General features: G+C 60.8%; 15 protein-coding genes. All 15 read right to left on the bottom strand.

Annotation, left to right across the window (positions count from 1 at the left end):
• Nucleotides 1–11: 11 nt before the first annotated feature.
• The 15 genes from BN1128_RS10985 to mshG all read right to left on the bottom strand — a co-directional run bounded on the left by BN1128_RS10985 (nucleotide 12) and on the right by mshG (nucleotide 17933).
• Nucleotides 12–3911, bottom strand: a complete 3900-nt coding sequence (locus BN1128_RS10985) for a YhdP family protein (protein ID WP_042868631.1) — start codon at nucleotides 3909–3911, stop codon at nucleotides 12–14.
• Nucleotides 3912–5381 carry a ribonuclease G gene (gene rng, locus BN1128_RS10980; protein WP_042868629.1) on the bottom strand — a complete coding sequence of 490 codons (1470 nt, stop codon included), beginning with the start codon at nucleotides 5379–5381 and terminating at the stop codon, nucleotides 3912–3914. It lies immediately after the preceding gene.
• A gap of 194 nt (nucleotides 5382–5575) precedes the next feature.
• Nucleotides 5576–6163, bottom strand: coding sequence for a Maf family protein (locus tag BN1128_RS10975; protein ID WP_042868627.1), 588 nt, complete (start codon nucleotides 6161–6163; stop codon nucleotides 5576–5578).
• Nucleotides 6164–6214: 51 nt separating this feature from the next.
• The gene (gene mreD / locus BN1128_RS10970; protein WP_042037959.1) at nucleotides 6215–6700 is read right to left on the bottom strand and encodes a rod shape-determining protein MreD; all 486 of its coding nucleotides are present in this window, start codon (nucleotides 6698–6700) and stop codon (nucleotides 6215–6217) included.
• Entirely contained in the window at nucleotides 6700–7605 is a 906-nt protein-coding gene (gene mreC, locus BN1128_RS10965) for a rod shape-determining protein MreC (protein WP_042868624.1), read from the bottom strand. Before mreC ends, mreD begins: the two co-directional genes overlap by 1 nt.
• Nucleotides 7606–7647: 42 nt before the next feature.
• On the bottom strand, nucleotides 7648–8688 hold the full coding sequence (locus BN1128_RS10960; RefSeq protein ID WP_005308111.1) for a rod shape-determining protein: 1041 nt from the start codon (nucleotides 8686–8688) through the stop codon (nucleotides 7648–7650).
• A gap of 204 nt (nucleotides 8689–8892) precedes the next feature.
• Nucleotides 8893–12549, bottom strand: coding sequence for a DUF6701 domain-containing protein (locus BN1128_RS10955; RefSeq protein WP_042868622.1), 3657 nt, complete (start codon nucleotides 12547–12549; stop codon nucleotides 8893–8895).
• Nucleotides 12546–13016, bottom strand: coding sequence for an MSHA biogenesis protein MshP (locus BN1128_RS10950; protein WP_042868620.1), 471 nt, complete (start codon nucleotides 13014–13016; stop codon nucleotides 12546–12548). The genes BN1128_RS10955 and BN1128_RS10950 overlap by 4 nt, the downstream gene beginning before the upstream one ends.
• Entirely contained in the window at nucleotides 13006–13830 is an 825-nt protein-coding gene (locus BN1128_RS10945) for a PilW family protein (protein WP_042868618.1), read from the bottom strand. The genes BN1128_RS10950 and BN1128_RS10945 overlap by 11 nt, the downstream gene beginning before the upstream one ends.
• The gene (locus BN1128_RS10940) at nucleotides 13830–14390 is read right to left on the bottom strand and encodes a type IV pilus modification PilV family protein (RefSeq protein WP_042868616.1); all 561 of its coding nucleotides are present in this window, start codon (nucleotides 14388–14390) and stop codon (nucleotides 13830–13832) included. Before BN1128_RS10940 ends, BN1128_RS10945 begins: the two co-directional genes overlap by 1 nt.
• On the bottom strand, nucleotides 14377–14895 hold the full coding sequence (locus BN1128_RS10935) for a pilus assembly FimT family protein (RefSeq protein ID WP_042869338.1): 519 nt from the start codon (nucleotides 14893–14895) through the stop codon (nucleotides 14377–14379). The genes BN1128_RS10940 and BN1128_RS10935 overlap by 14 nt, the downstream gene beginning before the upstream one ends.
• Before the next feature lie 61 nt (nucleotides 14896–14956).
• Complete coding sequence (locus BN1128_RS10930) at nucleotides 14957–15424, bottom strand: prepilin-type N-terminal cleavage/methylation domain-containing protein (protein ID WP_042868614.1); 468 nt, start codon at nucleotides 15422–15424, stop codon at nucleotides 14957–14959.
• A 14-nt stretch (nucleotides 15425–15438) separates the two neighbouring features.
• Nucleotides 15439–16110, bottom strand: coding sequence for an MSHA fimbrial major subunit MshB (gene mshB, locus BN1128_RS10925; RefSeq protein WP_042868612.1), 672 nt, complete (start codon nucleotides 16108–16110; stop codon nucleotides 15439–15441).
• Between the two features lie 77 nt (nucleotides 16111–16187).
• A complete protein-coding gene (locus BN1128_RS10920) occupies nucleotides 16188–16649 on the bottom strand; it encodes a hypothetical protein (RefSeq protein WP_042868610.1) in 462 nt (153 codons plus the stop codon).
• A 63-nt stretch (nucleotides 16650–16712) separates the two neighbouring features.
• Entirely contained in the window at nucleotides 16713–17933 is a 1221-nt protein-coding gene (gene mshG / locus BN1128_RS10915) for an MSHA fimbrial biogenesis protein MshG (protein ID WP_042868608.1), read from the bottom strand.
• Nucleotides 17934–17952: the final 19 nt, after the last annotated feature.

Genomic DNA, 17952 nt, shown 5'->3' with positions numbered 1-17952 from the left:
CGCCACCAGCCTCAGCGCTGGGCGGGCCCCGCGTGTTTGGGGGTCAGCAGGAAGGGGGTGACTTCCTGCGCCGGCAGATTGGGCGCCACCGAATCGACCGCGTCCTTCTGCTGCTGGTTGAGCTTGATGCGGGCCCGGTCCCGCCCCGCCTCGATCAGCTTGGGAGCATCCAGCGGACCCGATACCCGAAAATCGATGCGGGTCACCACGTCCACTACTGGCTCCAGCAGCTTGGAGAGGGCCAGCACATAGAGGCCGGTGATCGGGGTCAGGGAGAAGGCCGCCACCACCGGCAGGGTACCGCCCAGGTTGGGGGAGAAGCTCAGCTCGTAGTCGAGTCGCCAGCGTACCAGGTCGGCGATGCCTTCGCCGCGCAGGTTGCCCGCAGCTCCCTTCATGTAGAAATCCTGATTGTCCACCACCCCTTGCTTGATCTTGGCGGAGGCGGACATGGATTCGAAATAGAAGCCCTTGTCGAACACATCGCGGAAATCGAGCCGCAGCTTGCGCAGCAGGGAATCGAGACTGAGCAGAGAGAGCAGGCGCGCGCCCTTGTCATTGACCTCGCGCAGCGTGCCCCCCTCCAGCTGATAGTTGGCGCTGCCGGCCAGGGTCGGCACATCCAGCCGATAGGGCACATCGTTCCAATTCAGGTCCAGCGCCATCTTGCCGGGCGCATCGCCGATGGGCGAGGTATAGCCGAGCCGCTTGAGCAGCAGCTCGCTGTTGTTGCTACTGATGCTGGCACGGGCATGGGTCTGCATCCGGCCGGGCTGGGCCAGCCAGTCCACAGTGCCGGTCAGCTGGCTGCCCGCCAGCCGCATCTCCAACCCCTTGAGGGTCAGCTTGTTGGCGCCGGGCACTAGCTCTCCCTTCACCTCCCCCAGCGGCAGGGCGCCGAAGCGGCAATCCACGCAGCTGAAGGTGAGCCAGGGAATGGCGTCCATGATTGCCCTGTCCTGTCTGGCATCGGGCTCGGGGCTCAGATCCGAACTCTTGCCGGACCAATAGATGCGGGCAAATTTCGCGTCTATGGGCTGACGCTCGGTCACCGGCAGGCGCACCACCCCCATCACGTCCGGGCTGTCGATCATTACCTCGGTCGCCTGCTGGACCGGCCCCACAGTGAAGTGCACCGCCTTGAGGTTGGCGCTGCCGATGTCGGCGCGGGCCAGCTGGCCATCCACCCACCACTCCTGGGGCAGGAAGGCGGGGCCGACCACGGCATTGCCGCCCGGCGCCGTGCTCGCCGGCAACCACTGCTTGAGTCGAGCCAGCCAGCCGGCCACATCCGCCTGCTGCTGGTTGATGGCCAGCAGCATGGGCTTGTCACGCAGCACCCGGGCCCCGGGCTGGCCCACGTCCACCCGCACCCGGCTGAGGTAAGGCACCCCATCGCCATAGACCAGCCGGCTCTGCATATCCACATCCGCCCCCAGCACGGCGCGAATGTCTGCGCTGCCGTCGCGGCCACGGGCGGTCACCTTGAGTGGCAAACGGCTGTTGGCGGTCTTGGCCAGCGGCGAGGGCAGATCCAGCCCCATGCCCTGCAGGTTGGAGTCCAGCGCCAGCTGGAAGCTGAACGGCTTGTCGTTGGGCAGGGTCAGCCCCAGGGTACCGGCCCAGTTGCCACGCCCCTTGAGGATGTCGAGCACGGGCAGATCGCGGCGCTGGCGATTGCTGTCCCACAAGCCCTTGAACTTGAGGTCGACCTGATAGCGGTTCGGCTGCTGCCGGCCCTGATAATCCAGGGTCAGCGGCTGGTTCCACAGGCTGGCCTTGAGGTTGCTGAAACGGGTCTGCTCGTTGTCATATTCGAGCCGCCCCTGCACCTGCTCCAGCGGCAGATCCAGGCTGGCGACCCGCACCTTGTTGTTGCTGAACAGGGCGTCGCCGCTCGCCTTGACCTCGCTCTCGCCATCGAGGGGGATATCCAGCTTGACCGAGCCCTTGAGCGGGCCCCGGATCTCTACCTCCCGCAGTGCCTGACCGACGGAATCCCCCAGCGGAGAGTCCTGCAGGTAGTCGCTGATGGCCTTGCCCTCGCCCGCCACCTTGGCATCCACATAGAGGTGGGCGCCTGGGTAGAGATCCGGGATCCAGGCATGGACCGAGTCTGAGCTGGCCTTGCCAAGGTGGGTGGAACGGCTGTTCATGTCGAGGCTGGCGTTCTGGAACAAGAGATCGATCTGCAGCTCGGTGAGCGGTTGCCAACCGGGGAAGAACTGGAAGGTGGCCTGCTCCAGCGGCACTGCCACCTGGAAGATGCCCTCGCCCTTGCCGTAGGGGAAATCCTTGAACTCGCCGTACCAGAGCAGATCCGCGCCCTTGGCCTGACCGCCCTTGATGGCGCCGCTCAGGTAGTCCACCAGGCTCTTGTCCATCACCTGCAAGGGGTAGTAGCGATCCGCATTGCCCGCATTCTTGACGTCGATGCGACCGGTCAGGGCGAGGAAGGTGTGTTCGTACAGATCCATCCTGAAACGGCTGGCGAGGGTCAGATCCGGGTTGTCCAGCGCCACGTCCTGACCATAGAGCACCCAGCCCCTGGGATCCTGCCACCAGTCGAGCCGTGCCGAGAAGCTGTCAACCGGGATCGGCTCCTTGAAGTGGCGAGCCGGATCCAGCTTGTCCTTGTGCAGCGCCAGCCGGGCGCTGCCGCCGGTCGGGGTCAACCAGAACTCGCCGTTGAGATCCTGCACGCCGGGCACGTCCTGCCAGGCGGTGACCTTGATGTGGGAAAGCTGGCCGCTGAGAGAGAGCCCGCGCCAGTCGGCGTCGGCCTGCAGGACAAGATCCTGCAGCTGGCCCTTGGGCTGGGTGCGCTTGAGGGTTTCGGTCAACTCTGGGTAGAGGCCGGAGACCAGCTGGCTCAGATTGGCGACCTGATCCAGATCGATGGCGGGTACATAACCCTGGATGCGGGAGCCAATCCGCTCGAGCTGCAACCGGCTCTGCAACCAGGGCTTGCCGTCGAGCTTGAAGGTCACGTCATGGCTGGCGAGTTGCCACTCTTCGCCATCCCGGCGCAGCTGGATCTTGCCCCCCTGCAGGCCGAGACGGTGCATGGCACCCTGTTTCTCATCCTTCCAGATCAGGTAGTTGTTGCCAAACGCCAGCAGGGACTCCCCCAGCTGACCGCTGGCAAACGTGCCCCAGAGCTGGAAATCGAGCTGGCCGGCCACCCGTGGCTCGCCGGCGTGGATCCGTGCCAGCATGGGGCTGATGTCGAGCTGGCTGGCCCCCAGATAGAGCTGACCCTTGAGCCGATCGAGCCGCACCTCGGGGGCATCCACATCCAGGATGAGATCTATGGTGCTCTCGCCCACTCCGTTGATGAGATAGGCCTTGCCGACCCCCTGATGGCGCTTGCCGCGGTTCTGCCAGCGCAGCTGGGCGATGTCGAGGGCCCGCACCTCCCCCAGCGCCGTGGTCAGGCTGAGGCGGGTGTCGTGAATGTCGAAGGTGGAGAGCTGGGTCAGCAGGAAGCGCAGCAATGCCTGCTGCTGATCACGGCCGTCACTGGGCTCGGGGTCGGCCGGTTGGGCCAGATCCAGGGCTATGTCGCCATCGCTCAGTATGAGCTGGCCAAACACAGGCCTGAGTTCATTGAGGGAGCGCCAGAAGTCGAGGTGCGCCCATACCTTGCCAAGGCGCAGGGCAAAACGGCCGGAATCCGGCGCTATCACCAGCTGTTGCAGCTCGAGAGCCGGGCCGCGCTGGGTCCAGTCCAGGCCGATGCGATCGACGCTGGCTTCCAGCTTGCTGTCGGCCAGCAGGGTGTCGAGCAGTGCCTGCCTGTGCTGGTTGAGCAAGGGGCCGCCAAAGCGCACCAGACTGACCAGGATTGCCAGCAGCACGAAAAAGACCCCGAGGGCTAACCAGCCCCGACTCAGCCAGCGATAGACCAATTACATCATCACCACATCGAATTGTTCCTGGCCGCAGAGCGGTTCACTCACCACCCGGACCTGCTTGCCGATGAACACCTCCAGCTCGGCGAGGCTGTGGGACTCTTCACCCCGCAGGTAGTCGGCCACGGCCGGTGCGGCGTAGACGGTGAACTGATCCGCATCGTAGGCGCGATTGACCCGGATGATCTCCCGCAGGATCTCGAAGCAGACCGACTCCACCGTCTTGACCCGACCGCGCCCCTTGCACTCGGGGCACTCGGAGCAGAGCACGTGCTCCAGGCTCTCGCGGGTGCGCTTGCGGGTCATCTCCACCAGGCCGAGCTGGGAGAAGCCGTTGACATTGGTCTTGGCCCTGTCCTTGGAGAGCGCCTGCTCTAGGCTGTGCAGCACCCGTCGGCGATGATCCTCAGACTGCATGTCGATGAAATCGATGATGATGATGCCGCCGAGGTTGCGCAGGCGCAGGTGGCGGGCGATGGCCGCCGTCGCCTCGACGTTGGTATTGAAGATGGTCTCTTCCAGATTACGATGGCCGACGAAGGCACCCGTGTTGATGTCCACCGTGGTCATGGCTTCGGTCTGGTCGATGATGAGGTAACCGCCGGATTTCAGCTCTACCTTGCGATCCAGCGCGCGCTGGATCTCGTTCTCCACGTCGTAGAGATCGAAGATGGGAGACTCGCCGGAGTAGTATTCCAGCTTGCCGGCCAGTTCGGGCACGTACTCCTCGGTGAAGCGCTTGAGCTGATCGAAGCTCTGGCGCGAGTCGACCCGGATCTTGTCGAGCTCGGCGCCGACGAAATCGCGCACCACCCGGAAGGCCAGGCTGGGATCTTCATAGAGGATCTTGCAGGGCGGGTACTTCTGCTTGCGCTCCAGGATCTTGCGCCACAGCCGCTTGAGGAAGGCGGCGTCCTGCTCCAGCTCCTGCTCCCCCACCCCTTCGGCGGCGGTGCGAATGATATAGCCACCGAGATCATCCACATAGCTGGCCACGGTACGCTTGAGACGCTCCCGCTCCGCTTCGGACTCGATGCGCTGGGAAACCCCCACATGCGCACTGCCCGGCATGAACACCAGATAGCGGGATGGCAAGGTGATGTCGGTGGTGAGACGGGCGCCCTTGGTGCCCAGCGGATCTTTCACCACCTGCACCATGATGTCCTGCCCCTGGCGTACCAGCTCGGCTATGTTGCCGGCCTGGAACTGCTCCTTCTCCTTCACCGCCACACACTCGGTGTGCGGCACTATGTCGGAAGCGTGCAGGAAGGCCGCCTTGTCCATGCCGATATCGACGAAAGCCGCCTGCATGCCGGGCAGCACCCGGCTGATCTTGCCTTTGTAGATGTTGCCCACTATGCCGCGCTTGGCCTGACGCTCTACGTGCACTTCCTGCAGCAGACCGTTTTCGACCAAGGCGACCCGGGTTTCGGAGGGGGTGACGTTCACCAGCAGTTCTACCGACATAAGTTACCTTGCCTTTCTAGTTTTAAATTCTGGCAGCCAAACCGGCGCGTGCCCGGTGAGTAACGCAGTAAGAAACAGCCGGCGAGTTTCACCGACCCATGCCTTGCCTGTGATGGCTTCAAATTCTGACCGCCATGTTCCGACCCTGTGCCTGCCCGCTGAACGGGCTTCGCAGAACACGGCTGGCGGATAGATTACCGAGACTGTTCCAGATGATGCTTGATCAGCAGATCCGTTTCCAGCAGGGGCAGGCCGACCACGGCGCTGTAGCTCCCCTCGATGCGGCTGACAAACTTGCCGGCAATCCCTTGAATCGCATAGGCACCCGCCTTGTCGCAGGGCTCACCCGTGCGCCAGTAGGCTTCGATCTCGGCCTCGTCCAGCTTGCGAAACGCCACGTTGGTGGTGACCAGGCGCACATCGCAGCGCTCCGGGGTCGCCAGCGCCACCGCCGTCATCACCTGATGCACCTTGCCGGAAAGCGCCTCCAGCATGTCTTTGGCATCGAGCAGGTCGGACGGCTTCTCCAGCACCCGATCCCCCAGCACCACTATGGTGTCGGCGCCCAGCACCGGCAGTGCCGTCGGGGCGGCTGCCACGCCGGCCATCGCCTTGTCGCGGGCGAGGCGGCAGACGTAATCCTGCGCCTTTTCACCCTCTTCCCGCCGTTCCGGCACATCCAGTCTGAGCACCTCGAAGCGGTATCCCAGCTGGGCAAGCAGTTCATGACGGCGGGGCGAGCCCGAGGCGAGATACAGTTGCAGTTCGTTGTGCTTGTTCATATTCACTTAATGAGATGAGGTAAAGTTACAATGCATTGTTTTTGCTCATATTCACTTGATATTGAAGCGGCGGCGCACCTTGCGCAAGACCAGAAACACCCAGGGCCATATTAGCATCGTGCTCAGGGTCGACCAAAAGTAGGCAAGATTGAGGCTGGCACGGCTGAACAGGTGTTCGGCCCAGAAGATGGTCACCTTGCCCACCAGCGAGAGACAGCCGATGATCAGCGCCTGTTGCCAGAGGGAGAAGTTGCGGATCTTCTGGAACTGGAAGGCCGCCAGATAGGTGGTGATGGCCATGGCCATGGCCCGCACGCCGAGGGTGCTGCCCAGCAGCACGTCCAGCAGCAGGCCCGCCACCCAGGCGGAGCCGACGTTGGTCCTGTGCGGCAGCGCCAGCGCCCAGTAGATGAGCACCATGGCGAGCCAGTCCGGACGGAAGGGTTCAAATTGAAAGGGAAGCGGCAGGATCGACAGGCACAGAGCCAGCAGGATCGAGATCCAGATCCAGATCCTGCCGCTGGCGGGTTGCAACATCAGCGCGTCGCTCCCGCAGCCGAGGCTGCCGCTACCGGCGCAGCTGCCGGGGTCGGCGCCTCTTCATCATCGTGCACGTCCGGCTTCTTGTCGGTCCACAGCAGCAGCAGATAGCGCAATCTGTCCAGTGCCACCAGCGGCTTGGCCTCGACCTGGGCGAAGGGCTTGCCCTCCACATAGTCGGAGCGGGTCACGGTCGCCACCGGATACCCTTCCGGGAAGCGGCCGCCAAGGCCGGAGGTGACCAGCAGGTCACCAACCTGAACATCGGTGTTGCGCGGCAGGTTGCGCAGCTCCAGCTTGTCCAGCTCGCCGCTGCCGGAGGCAATGGCGCGCAGATCGTTACGCAGCACCCGCACCGGGATGCCGTGGCTGGAGTCGGTGATGAGCAGGACCCGGCTGGTGGTGGAACCCACGTGCAGCACCTGACCTATCACCCCCTGATCGTTGATCACCGGCTGGCCGTTGTAGACACCATCCAGCGCCCCCTTGTTGATCAGCACCTGATGGCTGAAGGGGTCGGAATCCACCGACAGCAGCTCGGCCACCATCTTGCGGGACTCCTTGTGCACCGGAGAACCGAGCAGCTCACGCAGGCGTTGGTTCTCATGCTCCAGATGATCCATCTTGAGCAGGCGCGAACGCAGGGTGAACAGCTGTTGTTCCTGCTGCTTGGTCTGCTCGATCAGGCCAGCCCGGGTCTGCACCTGGGTCGACATGGTATCGAGCATGATACCTGGCGCATTGGCCATGTATTGCAGCGGGCTGACGAGCGAACTGAGGTAGACGCGGACATGGGTAAACACACCGAAGCGAGAGTCCGCTACGATGGCTGCAATGGAGATGATGACGGCGAGAAACAACCGTAACTGAAGCGAAGGGCCTCTACCAAAAATGGGTTTCATGAGTCGTCAAAAAAGAGCCGGCGCGCTGGCCGGCTTTGGGTCTTATTCGTAGTGGAACAGGTCGCCACCGTGCATGTCGATCAGCTCCAGCGCCTTGCCGCCGCCACGGGCCACACAGGTGAGGGGATCTTCGGCAACCACTACCGGTATGCCGGTCTCTTCCATCAGCAGACGGTCGATATCCTTCAGCAGTGCGCCACCACCGGTCAGCACCATGCCGCGCTCGGAGATGTCGGACGCCAGTTCCGGCGGAGACTGCTCCAGCGCCACCATCACGGCAGAGACGATACCGGACAGCGGCTCTTGCAGCGCTTCCAGGATCTCGTTGGAGTTGAGGGTGAAGCTGCGCGGCACACCTTCGGCCAGGTTGCGACCACGCACTTCGATCTCGCGCACCTCTTCGCCCGGATAGGCGGAGCCAATTTCGTGCTTGATGCGCTCGGCGGTGGCTTCCCCGATCAGGCTGCCATAGTTGCGACGCACGTAGCTGATGATGGCTTCGTCAAACTTGTCGCCACCGATCCGCACGGACTGGGAGTAAACCACGCCGTTCAGGGAGATGATGGCCACTTCGGTGGTACCACCACCGATATCGACCACCATGGAACCGGTCGCTTCGGAGACCGGCAAGCCGGCACCGATGGCGGCAGCCATGGGTTCGTCGATCAGGTAAACCTCACGGGCGCCGGCGCCCAGTGCGGATTCCTTGATGGCACGGCGCTCTACCTGGGTAGAGCCACACGGCACACACACCAGCACACGGGGGCTGGGGCGGAAATAGTTGTTGTCGTGAACCTGCTTGATGAAGTGCTGCAGCATCTTCTCGGTCACGTAGAAGTCGGCGATGACGCCGTCTTTCATCGGACGGATGGCGGAGATGTTGCCTGGGGTACGACCCAGCATCTGCTTGGCGGCATGACCGACGGCAGCGACCGATTTGGCGTTCCCGCGCTCTTGGCGAATGGCGACAACTGAGGGTTCGTTAAGGACGATCCCTTGATCTTTTACGTAGATCAGGGTGTTGGCAGTTCCCAAGTCGATCGACAGATCGTTGGAAAAGACGCCTCTGAGCTTTTTGAACATGGCTACGGGAAATCCTAAGAATTTGGAGGTGCAGAAAACCGGCTAACTTTACCAATGCCCACCCCAATGGGCAAGCGCTCAAACTGTCGCCAACCCATCAGGCGCGACAAAAATGCGAGTCATCACTCACCCGCACGGGCTGACAAACGCTAATAAACAAGAAGATAGGGGGGAAGATCACGAAGATCCGCCGCCCCGCCTCCATTACGGCATCACTTCGCGCCGATAAATAATTCTGTCATTGCCCCGGCTGGAGCCAAAAATGGCCTCGCCTTGCAGGGTAACAGGGTCAGACAACCAGAGCGGCCGTGATGGCTGTTTCGACACATCGACCTTGTAGGGGATCCGTACCGAGATATCCGGCTTGGCGAACTGGAACAGGATCTCCCCATCCCTGGCTACCGCCGATATGCCGCCCGGCAGCGAGCTGCCCAGCCCCAGCTTTATCTTGCGGTTTCCCCCCAGGTTGAGCTCGCTGCTGGTCGCATCAAAGGTCTGGCCCGGATTGAGGAAACTGAACCCCTGATTGGCCAGAGAGAGCTGGGTACATTGGTCCAGCTTGTTCAACTGCCAGTTGCCCGCCTCGTAATATTGCATCTGCAAGGGAACGGCCAGCGGCGCAGAGGCAAGACCAGCCCCCGTGCCCGCCAGCAATCGACCGAAATAAACCTGCATGGCCACACTGTCGATCAGCCGGGCATTGCAACCAGCGCCGCTGCAATTGCCGGCCACGGCATCGTTGAAATCGGGGCTGGCAATCAGGGTACGTTCGCCATCGTTGTCTTTCATATAGAGACCAAACAGCAAAGACTTGTAAGGGCCATCCTGTTGAGTGTCGGAGAGGCGAACAAACTCGCTATTACCGGTAAATGCCGACCGCCCATTCACCCAGGGCAGCGCAGACAGGCTGCGCAACCGGGCCGACAGGGATTTACCATCCTTGTTGTTGGCAACGGAGAGATAGGCGTCTCCCTTGGCAAACAGCCCCGTATAGTTCTGGGTCTGCCCGCCAGACAGGTTGCGAGCCCGCACATCCAGCGTGACCCCAAAGGGCTGCCCCATATAGGAGAAGGCATTGCAGGCCGGCACTATGTCGCCGCTGACCAGATTGAAATCGGCGGGGATAAAACGACCCACCGGCTGGCTCTGGGCGGATGGGATTGTGTAATTGAAGTAGCCGTTGGCTGGCGGGGTCGCCGTCATCCGGAACACCCCCACCTCGCTCACAGTCTGGTTGACGCTGTTGAGACTGTTGGCGGCGGCACCGTGGTTATAACTGGCGGTGCCGAGCGTGGCATTGGTGCCCGGGCTGGGGGCCACCAGGGTGCTGCCCAGGGCAATCCCGTTAAGAGCGAAATTGGGCGTGGTCTGATTTCCGGCGCAGATATCCCCATCATTGGCGGATTCCCAGGCCATCGCCTTGATGTCTACCTGGAATGTCTCTCCCGCTTTCTTGAACACAGGGCAGCTGCTATCCCCTGCCGCACACACACCTTGCGGGGGTGTAATGCACAAGCCGACAGGACGCGCCACAAACTGGTCGGCGCCGGTCATCACCAATCCCGCCTCACTGCCCGTGCCGTCGTAACGGGCATCCAGTTGCACCTGACCGGCGTCCGGGTAGCTGACCGTCATGGTCGACTGCCCCTGGGCATCAAACATGAGGGACACTGGCGTCGCAGTGCCCAGACTGGTACCGATCACACTGCTGTTGACACTCATCTTGCCGTTGTAGTTATTGCTATTCGGCAAGAGATAGCTGCTCCAGAACTTGATGCTCTTGCTCTGGCTGGCGAAACCCGGTACGCACTGTTTGGTCACATCGCTCTTCTTGACCGCCTTGATGGTCACCGTCTGCGGCTGGTTGGAATAGGTATCCGGCACATCGAAGAAAAAGCCGCTATCGGCAAAACTCAGGGTACAGGCTGCCGCACCGGGCGTCCCGGCGCCAGCCTTGCACAAGGTGGTGCTGAATGGCTTGGTGGTCGGGGTCGAGCCGGACACCCCTATGGTAACCGCAGTGGCGGTGTTATTGCGCAGCTGAACGGTCGTTGAGCCGCCACTGAAGGTCACAGTATTGCCACCGATCCAGCCATTGCTGGTGGAAACCGGCGTGAGACTCAGAGCCGCAGTGACAGGATCGGTAATCAAGGAGGTGCAAGCCGCATCGGCGCACGCCTTGATAGTCACAGTCTCCGGATTGCATGTCAGTGCCTGACCGGAGTGATCGAGCTGGAAGTGGTCGATCTGCACCCCGACCGGGCTGGATCGTAGAGCACAGATCCGCACGTTGTCGATTTCGTGAATATTGGTGGAGCCGCCGGTAGATCCGGTCAATGACAGTAAAAAGTCATCAGGCACGGCGGCTTGACCCGTCTGACCAACAGCATTGAAACTATCGATCAGAGTGACATAGCCAGAGCCCGTACTGCGCTCAATCTTAACCATGGACTGACCGACTATGCGGGAATCGACTGTCAGCCGATAGCGATGGTTAGCAGCACCGTTATTATCCACCGTAGGACTGAGACAACTACCGTTGGTATTGGTGGTGCCGTTATTACAGGTTCCCTTCAGATAACGGTAGCCAGTCGTACCCGAACCAGATCCCCGCACCGCCACAGCCTGGCGCCGCTGGCCTACGTTGACCGAGCCTCCCTCACCAGAAAAGTTACCATATTCATCGATGCCGACCCCGAGCCAACCGCCAGCGAAGCCGCTGATCCCAGTCTTGAAGCCGTAGCCAAGCGGCCCGCCGAAAGCGCCTGGCTGAGGTGTCACTTTGGCATCCGACAGTACCACTGCCATGCCATCAGCACCTGTTCCGTTATAGGCATAATGATCAAATTCTATGGTGACAAGGTTGTTGGCAGCAGGGAATAGCCGCTGATACGTGGTAGACGTTGACTGGTTACCTACCGCCTGTGTCAAACGCAGGCGCTGGCTAACAATAGAGGGCGTAAAAGTGCCACTACTACGAGCAACAACCCAGTTATTAGTGTCAAGAGGAGTCGTACCGAAGTCATCACTGAAACACGATAACGGTGGTGGCAAAGCTGCATCATTAATGCTGGATTGGGTATCCATGCTCAAGTAGCGGGCCGTCACCCGTCCATAGACGGCCGCATTGTTGTTCATAGTCAAACGACCATCAGCGTAGAGGTAGCCATAAAATCGGGAGTTGTTGTCTATGGTCATGTCGCCATAGTTGACCCAGACAAGGCTGCCCTGATTGGTCGCATTGATGTTGACCGTGTTGAGCAGCTTCACGTCCTGATTGACAAAAATACGGGTCGTGCCACTGCCGGACAGACGGATGGTGGCATTGTCGAGGATCAATGAATCGATAAAGTAATCCCCATCCCCCAGCACCAAGATGCCGTTGTTGCGAACGCTCAACGACTTGATCTGGTAGGTGCTGCGGCTCGGGAAGGTCACGGTGCAGTTCTCGACAGTGGCAGACCCGTAGTCCGAAAAGAGGGCTGTCAGCTGGCCCAGCTGGCAGGCAAGCGGCACCACAGAGGTGATGGTTGGAAACTTGTTGTTCCCTGTCAAAGGGAGGCCGCGAATATCGCTGCCGGTGATGGCACAGACCTTGTAACCACCAGCCCCGTTATCGCAGCGGGGCGTATTGTTCTGATCGGGCAGGATGGAGCAGAAGTTGAGTGGCTGCCCGCCGGTGCCATTGATCTTGGGATTGTTGAGCTGGCTCAGCTGGTCGCCGCTGATCTGATAGCAGGTATTGTTGTTGTCGCCATGATGGCCCTGCACCACGGCGGGGAAGAAGGTGCTGGTGTCGATGGGGTCAAATGCCCAGACCGGGCCAGTGAAGAGGGCCAGCGCCCATAGCCATTTCATCATGAACCTCCATCATAGGCTTCAACGGCCAGAGTGCGACTCACGGCAAAATCCGGGTTGGCACTATTGATATCCTCTACCCCACAAGCCCCCGTGCTGACCAGGCGGTAACCGTTCGTGACGTTGCCATTGTAGGTAACGGGCACCCTGGCGCAGCTCACCTCGGCTCTGCAGCCAGCAAGGCCCGCATTGCCGGGGAAAGAGGTCACAAAGCTGGCGTCACAGAGCGCCGGCGGCAGAGGTTGCGCCAGGGTGCGATTCGGGAACAACCGATAAAGCGTGACCTCAAGCCCGCTCTGGGCTGCCAGCAGGGCACGCACACTGCGCACCTCCACCGTGTTTTTCTCGCTGCTGTCGGTCAGAAAGCGGCCCATGGCGGCCGCCAGCAGCGCCATCACCACTATGACAAACAGGGCTATCATCAGGGCGCTGCCCCCCGCCCGTCTCGGTTGCCTGGCATCAGGGCACATTGAGCACCCCTATCTTGTGGTTGAAGGCGACGGATTCACCTTTGCGCTCAAACACCAGCCGCATGCCAAACTCCCCTTCGGCGTTGAAGGCCGAGGTTTCCCGATAGAAAGCGCCAGTACGAAGGGACTCCGCCATCAGCACGCCCGCAGCAAAAGGGGCACCAATAGCGGCACGGGATCGCGTCATCGTACTGCCTTCCACACAGTAACGTACCTGCTGGCTGGCAAAGTAGATCCGGCTGCCCGGCGAGAGGCCTGCCAGGGTCTCGCTACTGCTGTAGCGAATGGTCTGGGCCCCGGATACCGGAGCCAGCACCTCGGTCACTCGGGCGACACAACGGCCATAGTCGCAACCAGCGGTCAGTGAATCCACGTCTGAATTCGGCACCGGGAAGACGGCCATCAGCTCCCCTGCCTTGACGGCATTGGCATCCTGACTCAGTGGATTGGCCGCAGAGGCGGGGGTTGCCATCACCAGCTCCAGGGTAGCGCCGCTGCCCGACATGGCTCGATTGAGGGCAAGATAGCGGCTGGAGGCGCTGATGGGCCAGAAACGCAGGCAGGCCCCCTCGTCAAGCCAGTTGCCATTCTGGTCTTCAATCCGCTCTGAACCCGGCACAGCATCACGCAGCTCGCGATTGAGCCGCTCCATGGCGAAACGGGCATCGCTCATCAACTGCTCGCGGCTGCTGGCATCGCCATAGATCTGGGTGCCGATGCCGATAAACTGGCTGGTAAAGGTTGCCATGATGCCGAGCAGCAGGATCACCATCACCAGTTCGATCAGGGTAAAACCGCGCATCGCCCCTCTCATCAGTAGTTCCCCCGGTAGAAGGAGAAGTCGAGCACGCTCTGATCCGGCAGCCGCACCTGCAGATCGATGCGTTTGCCCACAGAACAGGGCACAGCACAGCTCTTGAAGGAACCATCGCTGAAATCGACCGCACTTACCGCGATTTTGACCCGATAGTTGCGATACTCCTCGCTGCTGATCCCCGCTGCCGTCTGGGTAAACAGATTGGCATCCACCCAGTTACCCGAGGTATCGAAGTCATCCACATCGTTGAAAGCATAAGGGGCCGGCTCGCCATCCGTGCCATAACGAGTCGAACAGGCAGGAATGGTGACGCCGACGACCGTCTCGCCACAGCGGTAACGGCCACCGTTGTGATCCGAGTTTTCATCAAACGACTTTTGCAGTATCTCCCCGGCCAGGCGCTGAGCCAGCTGAGCGGCACGTACCTGCTGCACCGGGTCCACCGCCTGGGGCGCCTGATTGATCAAGAGCCCGAGAATACCGGTCAGCGCCACCGCCAGCAGCACTATGCCGACGATCAGCTCTATCAGGGTAAAGCCGCGCTCAGGGGCTCTCATGGATATACCCCTCGGATTCGATCTTGATGCGACTCGTCTCGCCCCCATCGCTCACCTGCAGAGTGCAGCCGCCCGCACAGGCGCCCAGCGGCCGCCCCATCTGATCAAAGCGGAGCACAAAACCGCCATTACCGGTACCGACCAGAGAGAGCAGCATGCCGGATGAGGCGCTTACCACCCGACCACGGGTCAGTTGGTTGTCAGTCCAGCCAGTCAAGGGATCGCTGCCCGGGCAAGGTGTTTGAGCCGTGACGCCATAGGTACGATGGGCAAAACGGGGGGAAGCTACAACCAGCTGGGTACAGCGGTTGGCAGGTTCGTGCATATTGACGGTCTGCACCAGCCGCAGCCGGGTCAACAGCTCATCGCGGAGGGTTTGAGTTTCAAAGCCGCCTTTGCCCAGCAACTTGGGCACGGCAAAGGCGGCCAGAATCCCGAGCAACAGGATCACAATCACCAGTTCAATCAGGGTAAAGCCATGTCTGCTTATTAATGCTTGTCGCATGCAATATTTACCCATTTGAAGGAAGCAGAGAGAAAATCTCTCTGCTTCCTTCATCATTTCATTAATTACAAGCTTTAGTAACTGCAGATGGGACCGCAGTAGAAGTAGCTTCGGTATAGGTTATGTAGCAAGTTGCCGAACTGGTAGATACTCCGTTCGGGAAGATCTTGATGGATGCAGGACTAGTACCTGTCGGGGCAGCAAACGCCCAATCATTTGCGTTCAGCTCAACCACTGCAGACAGCGCAGCTGAAGTCGCAACAGGGTAGCCAAACAGAGTCGATACTGTCTTGCCGTTACCCAGATCCAAGGCGTATGCGGTACTTTCTTTATCTTTACCTTTGAGTACAGCCTTGCTGTAAACCATGGCACCGGCTGAGTTCAAGGATCCCTCAACCCCTTTCAGGGTGGAAGTACGCGCATCATCCTGCAGATTCAGGAACTTGGGCGCAGCTGTCACTGCCAGAATGCCCAGAATGATGATCACTATGACCAGCTCGATCAGGGTAAAACCCGCCTGTTTTTTCATTTTACTTTCCTCTGTCAATTGATATTGGTGGTCACCTGACCGGAAGCCGGACGGTAACTAAAACTCATGAATGCATCAGTGCTGCCTTGCGGATCCTGATACTTGCCATCACTACCCTTACTCAAACTATTGACCAGATAGTAGCGGCAGACCGAGTCCAGGCCGTTATTGGTCATACTGACATAGTATTTCAGGTCATTGCCGCTACCGCGCACCTCGTTAAAGCTGGCAGTAGCCTTGGGCGGGTTCTGCAACAGACCCTCCCAAATCTTGAGACAGCGCGGGGCCGTCAGGTTGGCCGGGTCCACATCGATACCGCCACCCGCCGAGGTATCCATGGGATAACCGGGGGAGAGCTCACCATTGCTGACCTGGGTCTCGGTCGGCGTGGTCAGATAGAAGCGGGAACCGTCATACAGCACGGTATTGAGGCTGTCCTGCTTGGCACGTCCCTCCGCTTCCCACTGGGCCCGCACCAGGGAAACGCCGGTGGCAAAGCCGCCGGAGACCCCTTCCACACTGGCCTTCTTGGCCTCGTCGGTCACATCGAGGAAGCGAGGCAAGGCGGTCACCGCCAGGATCCCCAGGATAACGATGACGATCACCAGTTCGATCAACGAGAAACCCGCCGCCCGAGGTGTCATCACCAACCCGGAATGTATTGGTGCCATTCGATTTGTTGCCATGGTCCCTCCGTAATAATCCGCATTATTTCATGCAGATATAAAAAAATCATTTAACTGAGCCACACAATTGGCCTCATTCAAGGCTTTTTCTGCACTCTGCCATCCGAAAATTGATAAATCAGCCAATTACCTTCCCAACCGAACTCGCATCCCTCGCCACCCGAGCTCGCCAGCGCTTGCAGCGGCGGCAGATCCTGGCTCTGTGCGCCTATGATCGACAACCAGAGCTGGCGGCAATTTTCCGAGGGTGCCAACAGGGATCCGGCCCCGATCGGCCAACCCCTGTCATCGAACTGCCAGGCCAGACCATCGGCGAACAGACTCGCGGGACGGCGCTGATCCAGCCAGAGCCCGTGCAACCTTTGTGCCCGCTCGGCAAACTGTTCTCCCAGCAGGGCCAGGCCGAGGGCCAGCGCCTCCGCTCTGTGGGTGCGATAGCTCTGGGCCAGGGTCGCCACTATGATCAGCAGCAAGATCAGCACGGCCATCCGTCTATATCCCCCCAGCCAACGATCATCCTGTTGTGACTGTCTGCTCACCCGTTTCGCTCCACATACTGCCGCTCATCCACTCCCCGCATCACTGACGGTAAAGCTGCCTGTTTACTTGCCACGCACGGCCCGCATCATGTCCCACATGGGCGTGAAGATACCGAGCGCCAGCACCAGCACCATGACGGCGACTATGCCGATCAGGATGGGCTCGATACGGGCGGTCAGACTCTTGAGGTCATAGTCCACCTCCCGCTCGTAATACTCGGCCGCCTCGTGCAACAGATCGTCGACCTGGCCCGTCTCTTCCCCCACCGCGATCATCTGCATTACCAAGGGGGTAAACAGGCCGCTGCTGCCAGCGGTGCGCAGCAGGCTCTCACCCCGTTCGATACCGGCCCGCATATCGCGGATCTGGCCCGCCATCCAGGCGTTGTCCACCGCATCGGCCACCAGGGTCAGCGCCGTATTAAGCGGCACTCCGGCCTTGAGCATCATGGAGAAGCTGCGGGCGAAACGGGCCAGCAGGGAGCGCTCTATGATGGTGCCGACGATGGGCAGCCTGAGTTGCCATCTGTGCCAGGTCAGCTTGCCCTTGACCGTGCTCACCCAGCGGCGCCAGCCAAACACCATGGCCAGCAGTATGCCGAGCAGCAGCCACCAGTAGTGGACGAAGAAGTGGGAGGTGGCGAGCAGGATCCGGGTCGCCAGCGGCAACTCGACGCCGAACTTGGCAAACATGCCGGCAAAGACCGGGATCACCATGATATTGAGGATCACCATGGCGATACCGATGGCCACCAGCACGAAGCTGGGGTAACGCATGGCGGTCTTGATCCGCTTGCGGGTCTCCAGCTCCAGATCGAAATAGTTGGCGAGCTGCAAAAAGGCCTCTTCCAGCTGACCCGTGTTCTCGCCCACGTGAATGATGGCGACGAACAGGCTGCCGAATACCTTGGGGTGAGCCTGCATCGAGCTCGACAGCGGCCGGCCGTTGCCAAGATCCTCCCCCAGCGCGTGCAGCGCTCGCTTGAGCGGCTTGCTGTGGGCGCTCTCCTCAAGCCCGGCGATGGCACGCAGGATCGGGATCCCCGCCCGGGTCAGGGCGTACATCTGGCGGCTGAACACCACCAGCTCGTCCAGCTTGACGCCCCCTTCCAGCAACAGCGACCAGTCGATGGCAGCGGATTTCGTCTTGCCCGGCTTGAGTTCGGTCGGCATCACGCCGCGGCGCATCAGCTGCTCGGCCGCCGCCATCTCGTTGGCGGCGTCCACCACGCCGCTGACGGCATTGCCCTGGCTGTCGCGCCCCTTGTAGGCAAAGGTACTCATGAGGAGTGCCCCTGACCGA

It is taken from the genome of Aeromonas piscicola (assembly GCF_000820005.1).
Lineage (GTDB): Bacteria > Pseudomonadota > Gammaproteobacteria > Enterobacterales > Aeromonadaceae > Aeromonas > Aeromonas piscicola.
Note: the sequence above shows the minus strand (reverse complement) of the source record. Positions and strands in the feature narration are given on the sequence as shown.

What these genes read in the sequence shown, in the direction of transcription:
- rng (WP_042868629.1), bottom strand. Translation starts at nt 5,381, where the DNA reads ATGTCGGTAGAACTGCTGGTGAACGTCACCCCCTCCGAAACCCGGGTC.
- BN1128_RS10975 (WP_042868627.1), bottom strand. Translation starts at nt 6,163, where the DNA reads ATGAACAAGCACAACGAACTGCAACTGTATCTCGCCTCGGGCTCGCCC.
- mreD (WP_042037959.1), bottom strand. Translation starts at nt 6,700, where the DNA reads ATGTTGCAACCCGCCAGCGGCAGGATCTGGATCTGGATCTCGATCCTG.
- mreC (WP_042868624.1), bottom strand. Translation starts at nt 7,605, where the DNA reads ATGAAACCCATTTTTGGTAGAGGCCCTTCGCTTCAGTTACGGTTGTTT.
- BN1128_RS10960 (WP_005308111.1), bottom strand. Translation starts at nt 8,688, where the DNA reads ATGTTCAAAAAGCTCAGAGGCGTCTTTTCCAACGATCTGTCGATCGAC.
- BN1128_RS10955 (WP_042868622.1), bottom strand. Translation starts at nt 12,549, where the DNA reads ATGATGAAATGGCTATGGGCGCTGGCCCTCTTCACTGGCCCGGTCTGG.
- BN1128_RS10950 (WP_042868620.1), bottom strand. Translation starts at nt 13,016, where the DNA reads ATGTGCCCTGATGCCAGGCAACCGAGACGGGCGGGGGGCAGCGCCCTG.
- BN1128_RS10945 (WP_042868618.1), bottom strand. Translation starts at nt 13,830, where the DNA reads ATGAGAGGGGCGATGCGCGGTTTTACCCTGATCGAACTGGTGATGGTG.
- BN1128_RS10940 (WP_042868616.1), bottom strand. Translation starts at nt 14,390, where the DNA reads ATGAGAGCCCCTGAGCGCGGCTTTACCCTGATAGAGCTGATCGTCGGC.
- BN1128_RS10935 (WP_042869338.1), bottom strand. Translation starts at nt 14,895, where the DNA reads ATGCGACAAGCATTAATAAGCAGACATGGCTTTACCCTGATTGAACTG.
- BN1128_RS10930 (WP_042868614.1), bottom strand. Translation starts at nt 15,424, where the DNA reads ATGAAAAAACAGGCGGGTTTTACCCTGATCGAGCTGGTCATAGTGATC.
- mshB (WP_042868612.1), bottom strand. Translation starts at nt 16,110, where the DNA reads ATGGCAACAAATCGAATGGCACCAATACATTCCGGGTTGGTGATGACA.
- mshG (WP_042868608.1), bottom strand. Translation starts at nt 17,933, where the DNA reads ATGAGTACCTTTGCCTACAAGGGGCGCGACAGCCAGGGCAATGCCGTC.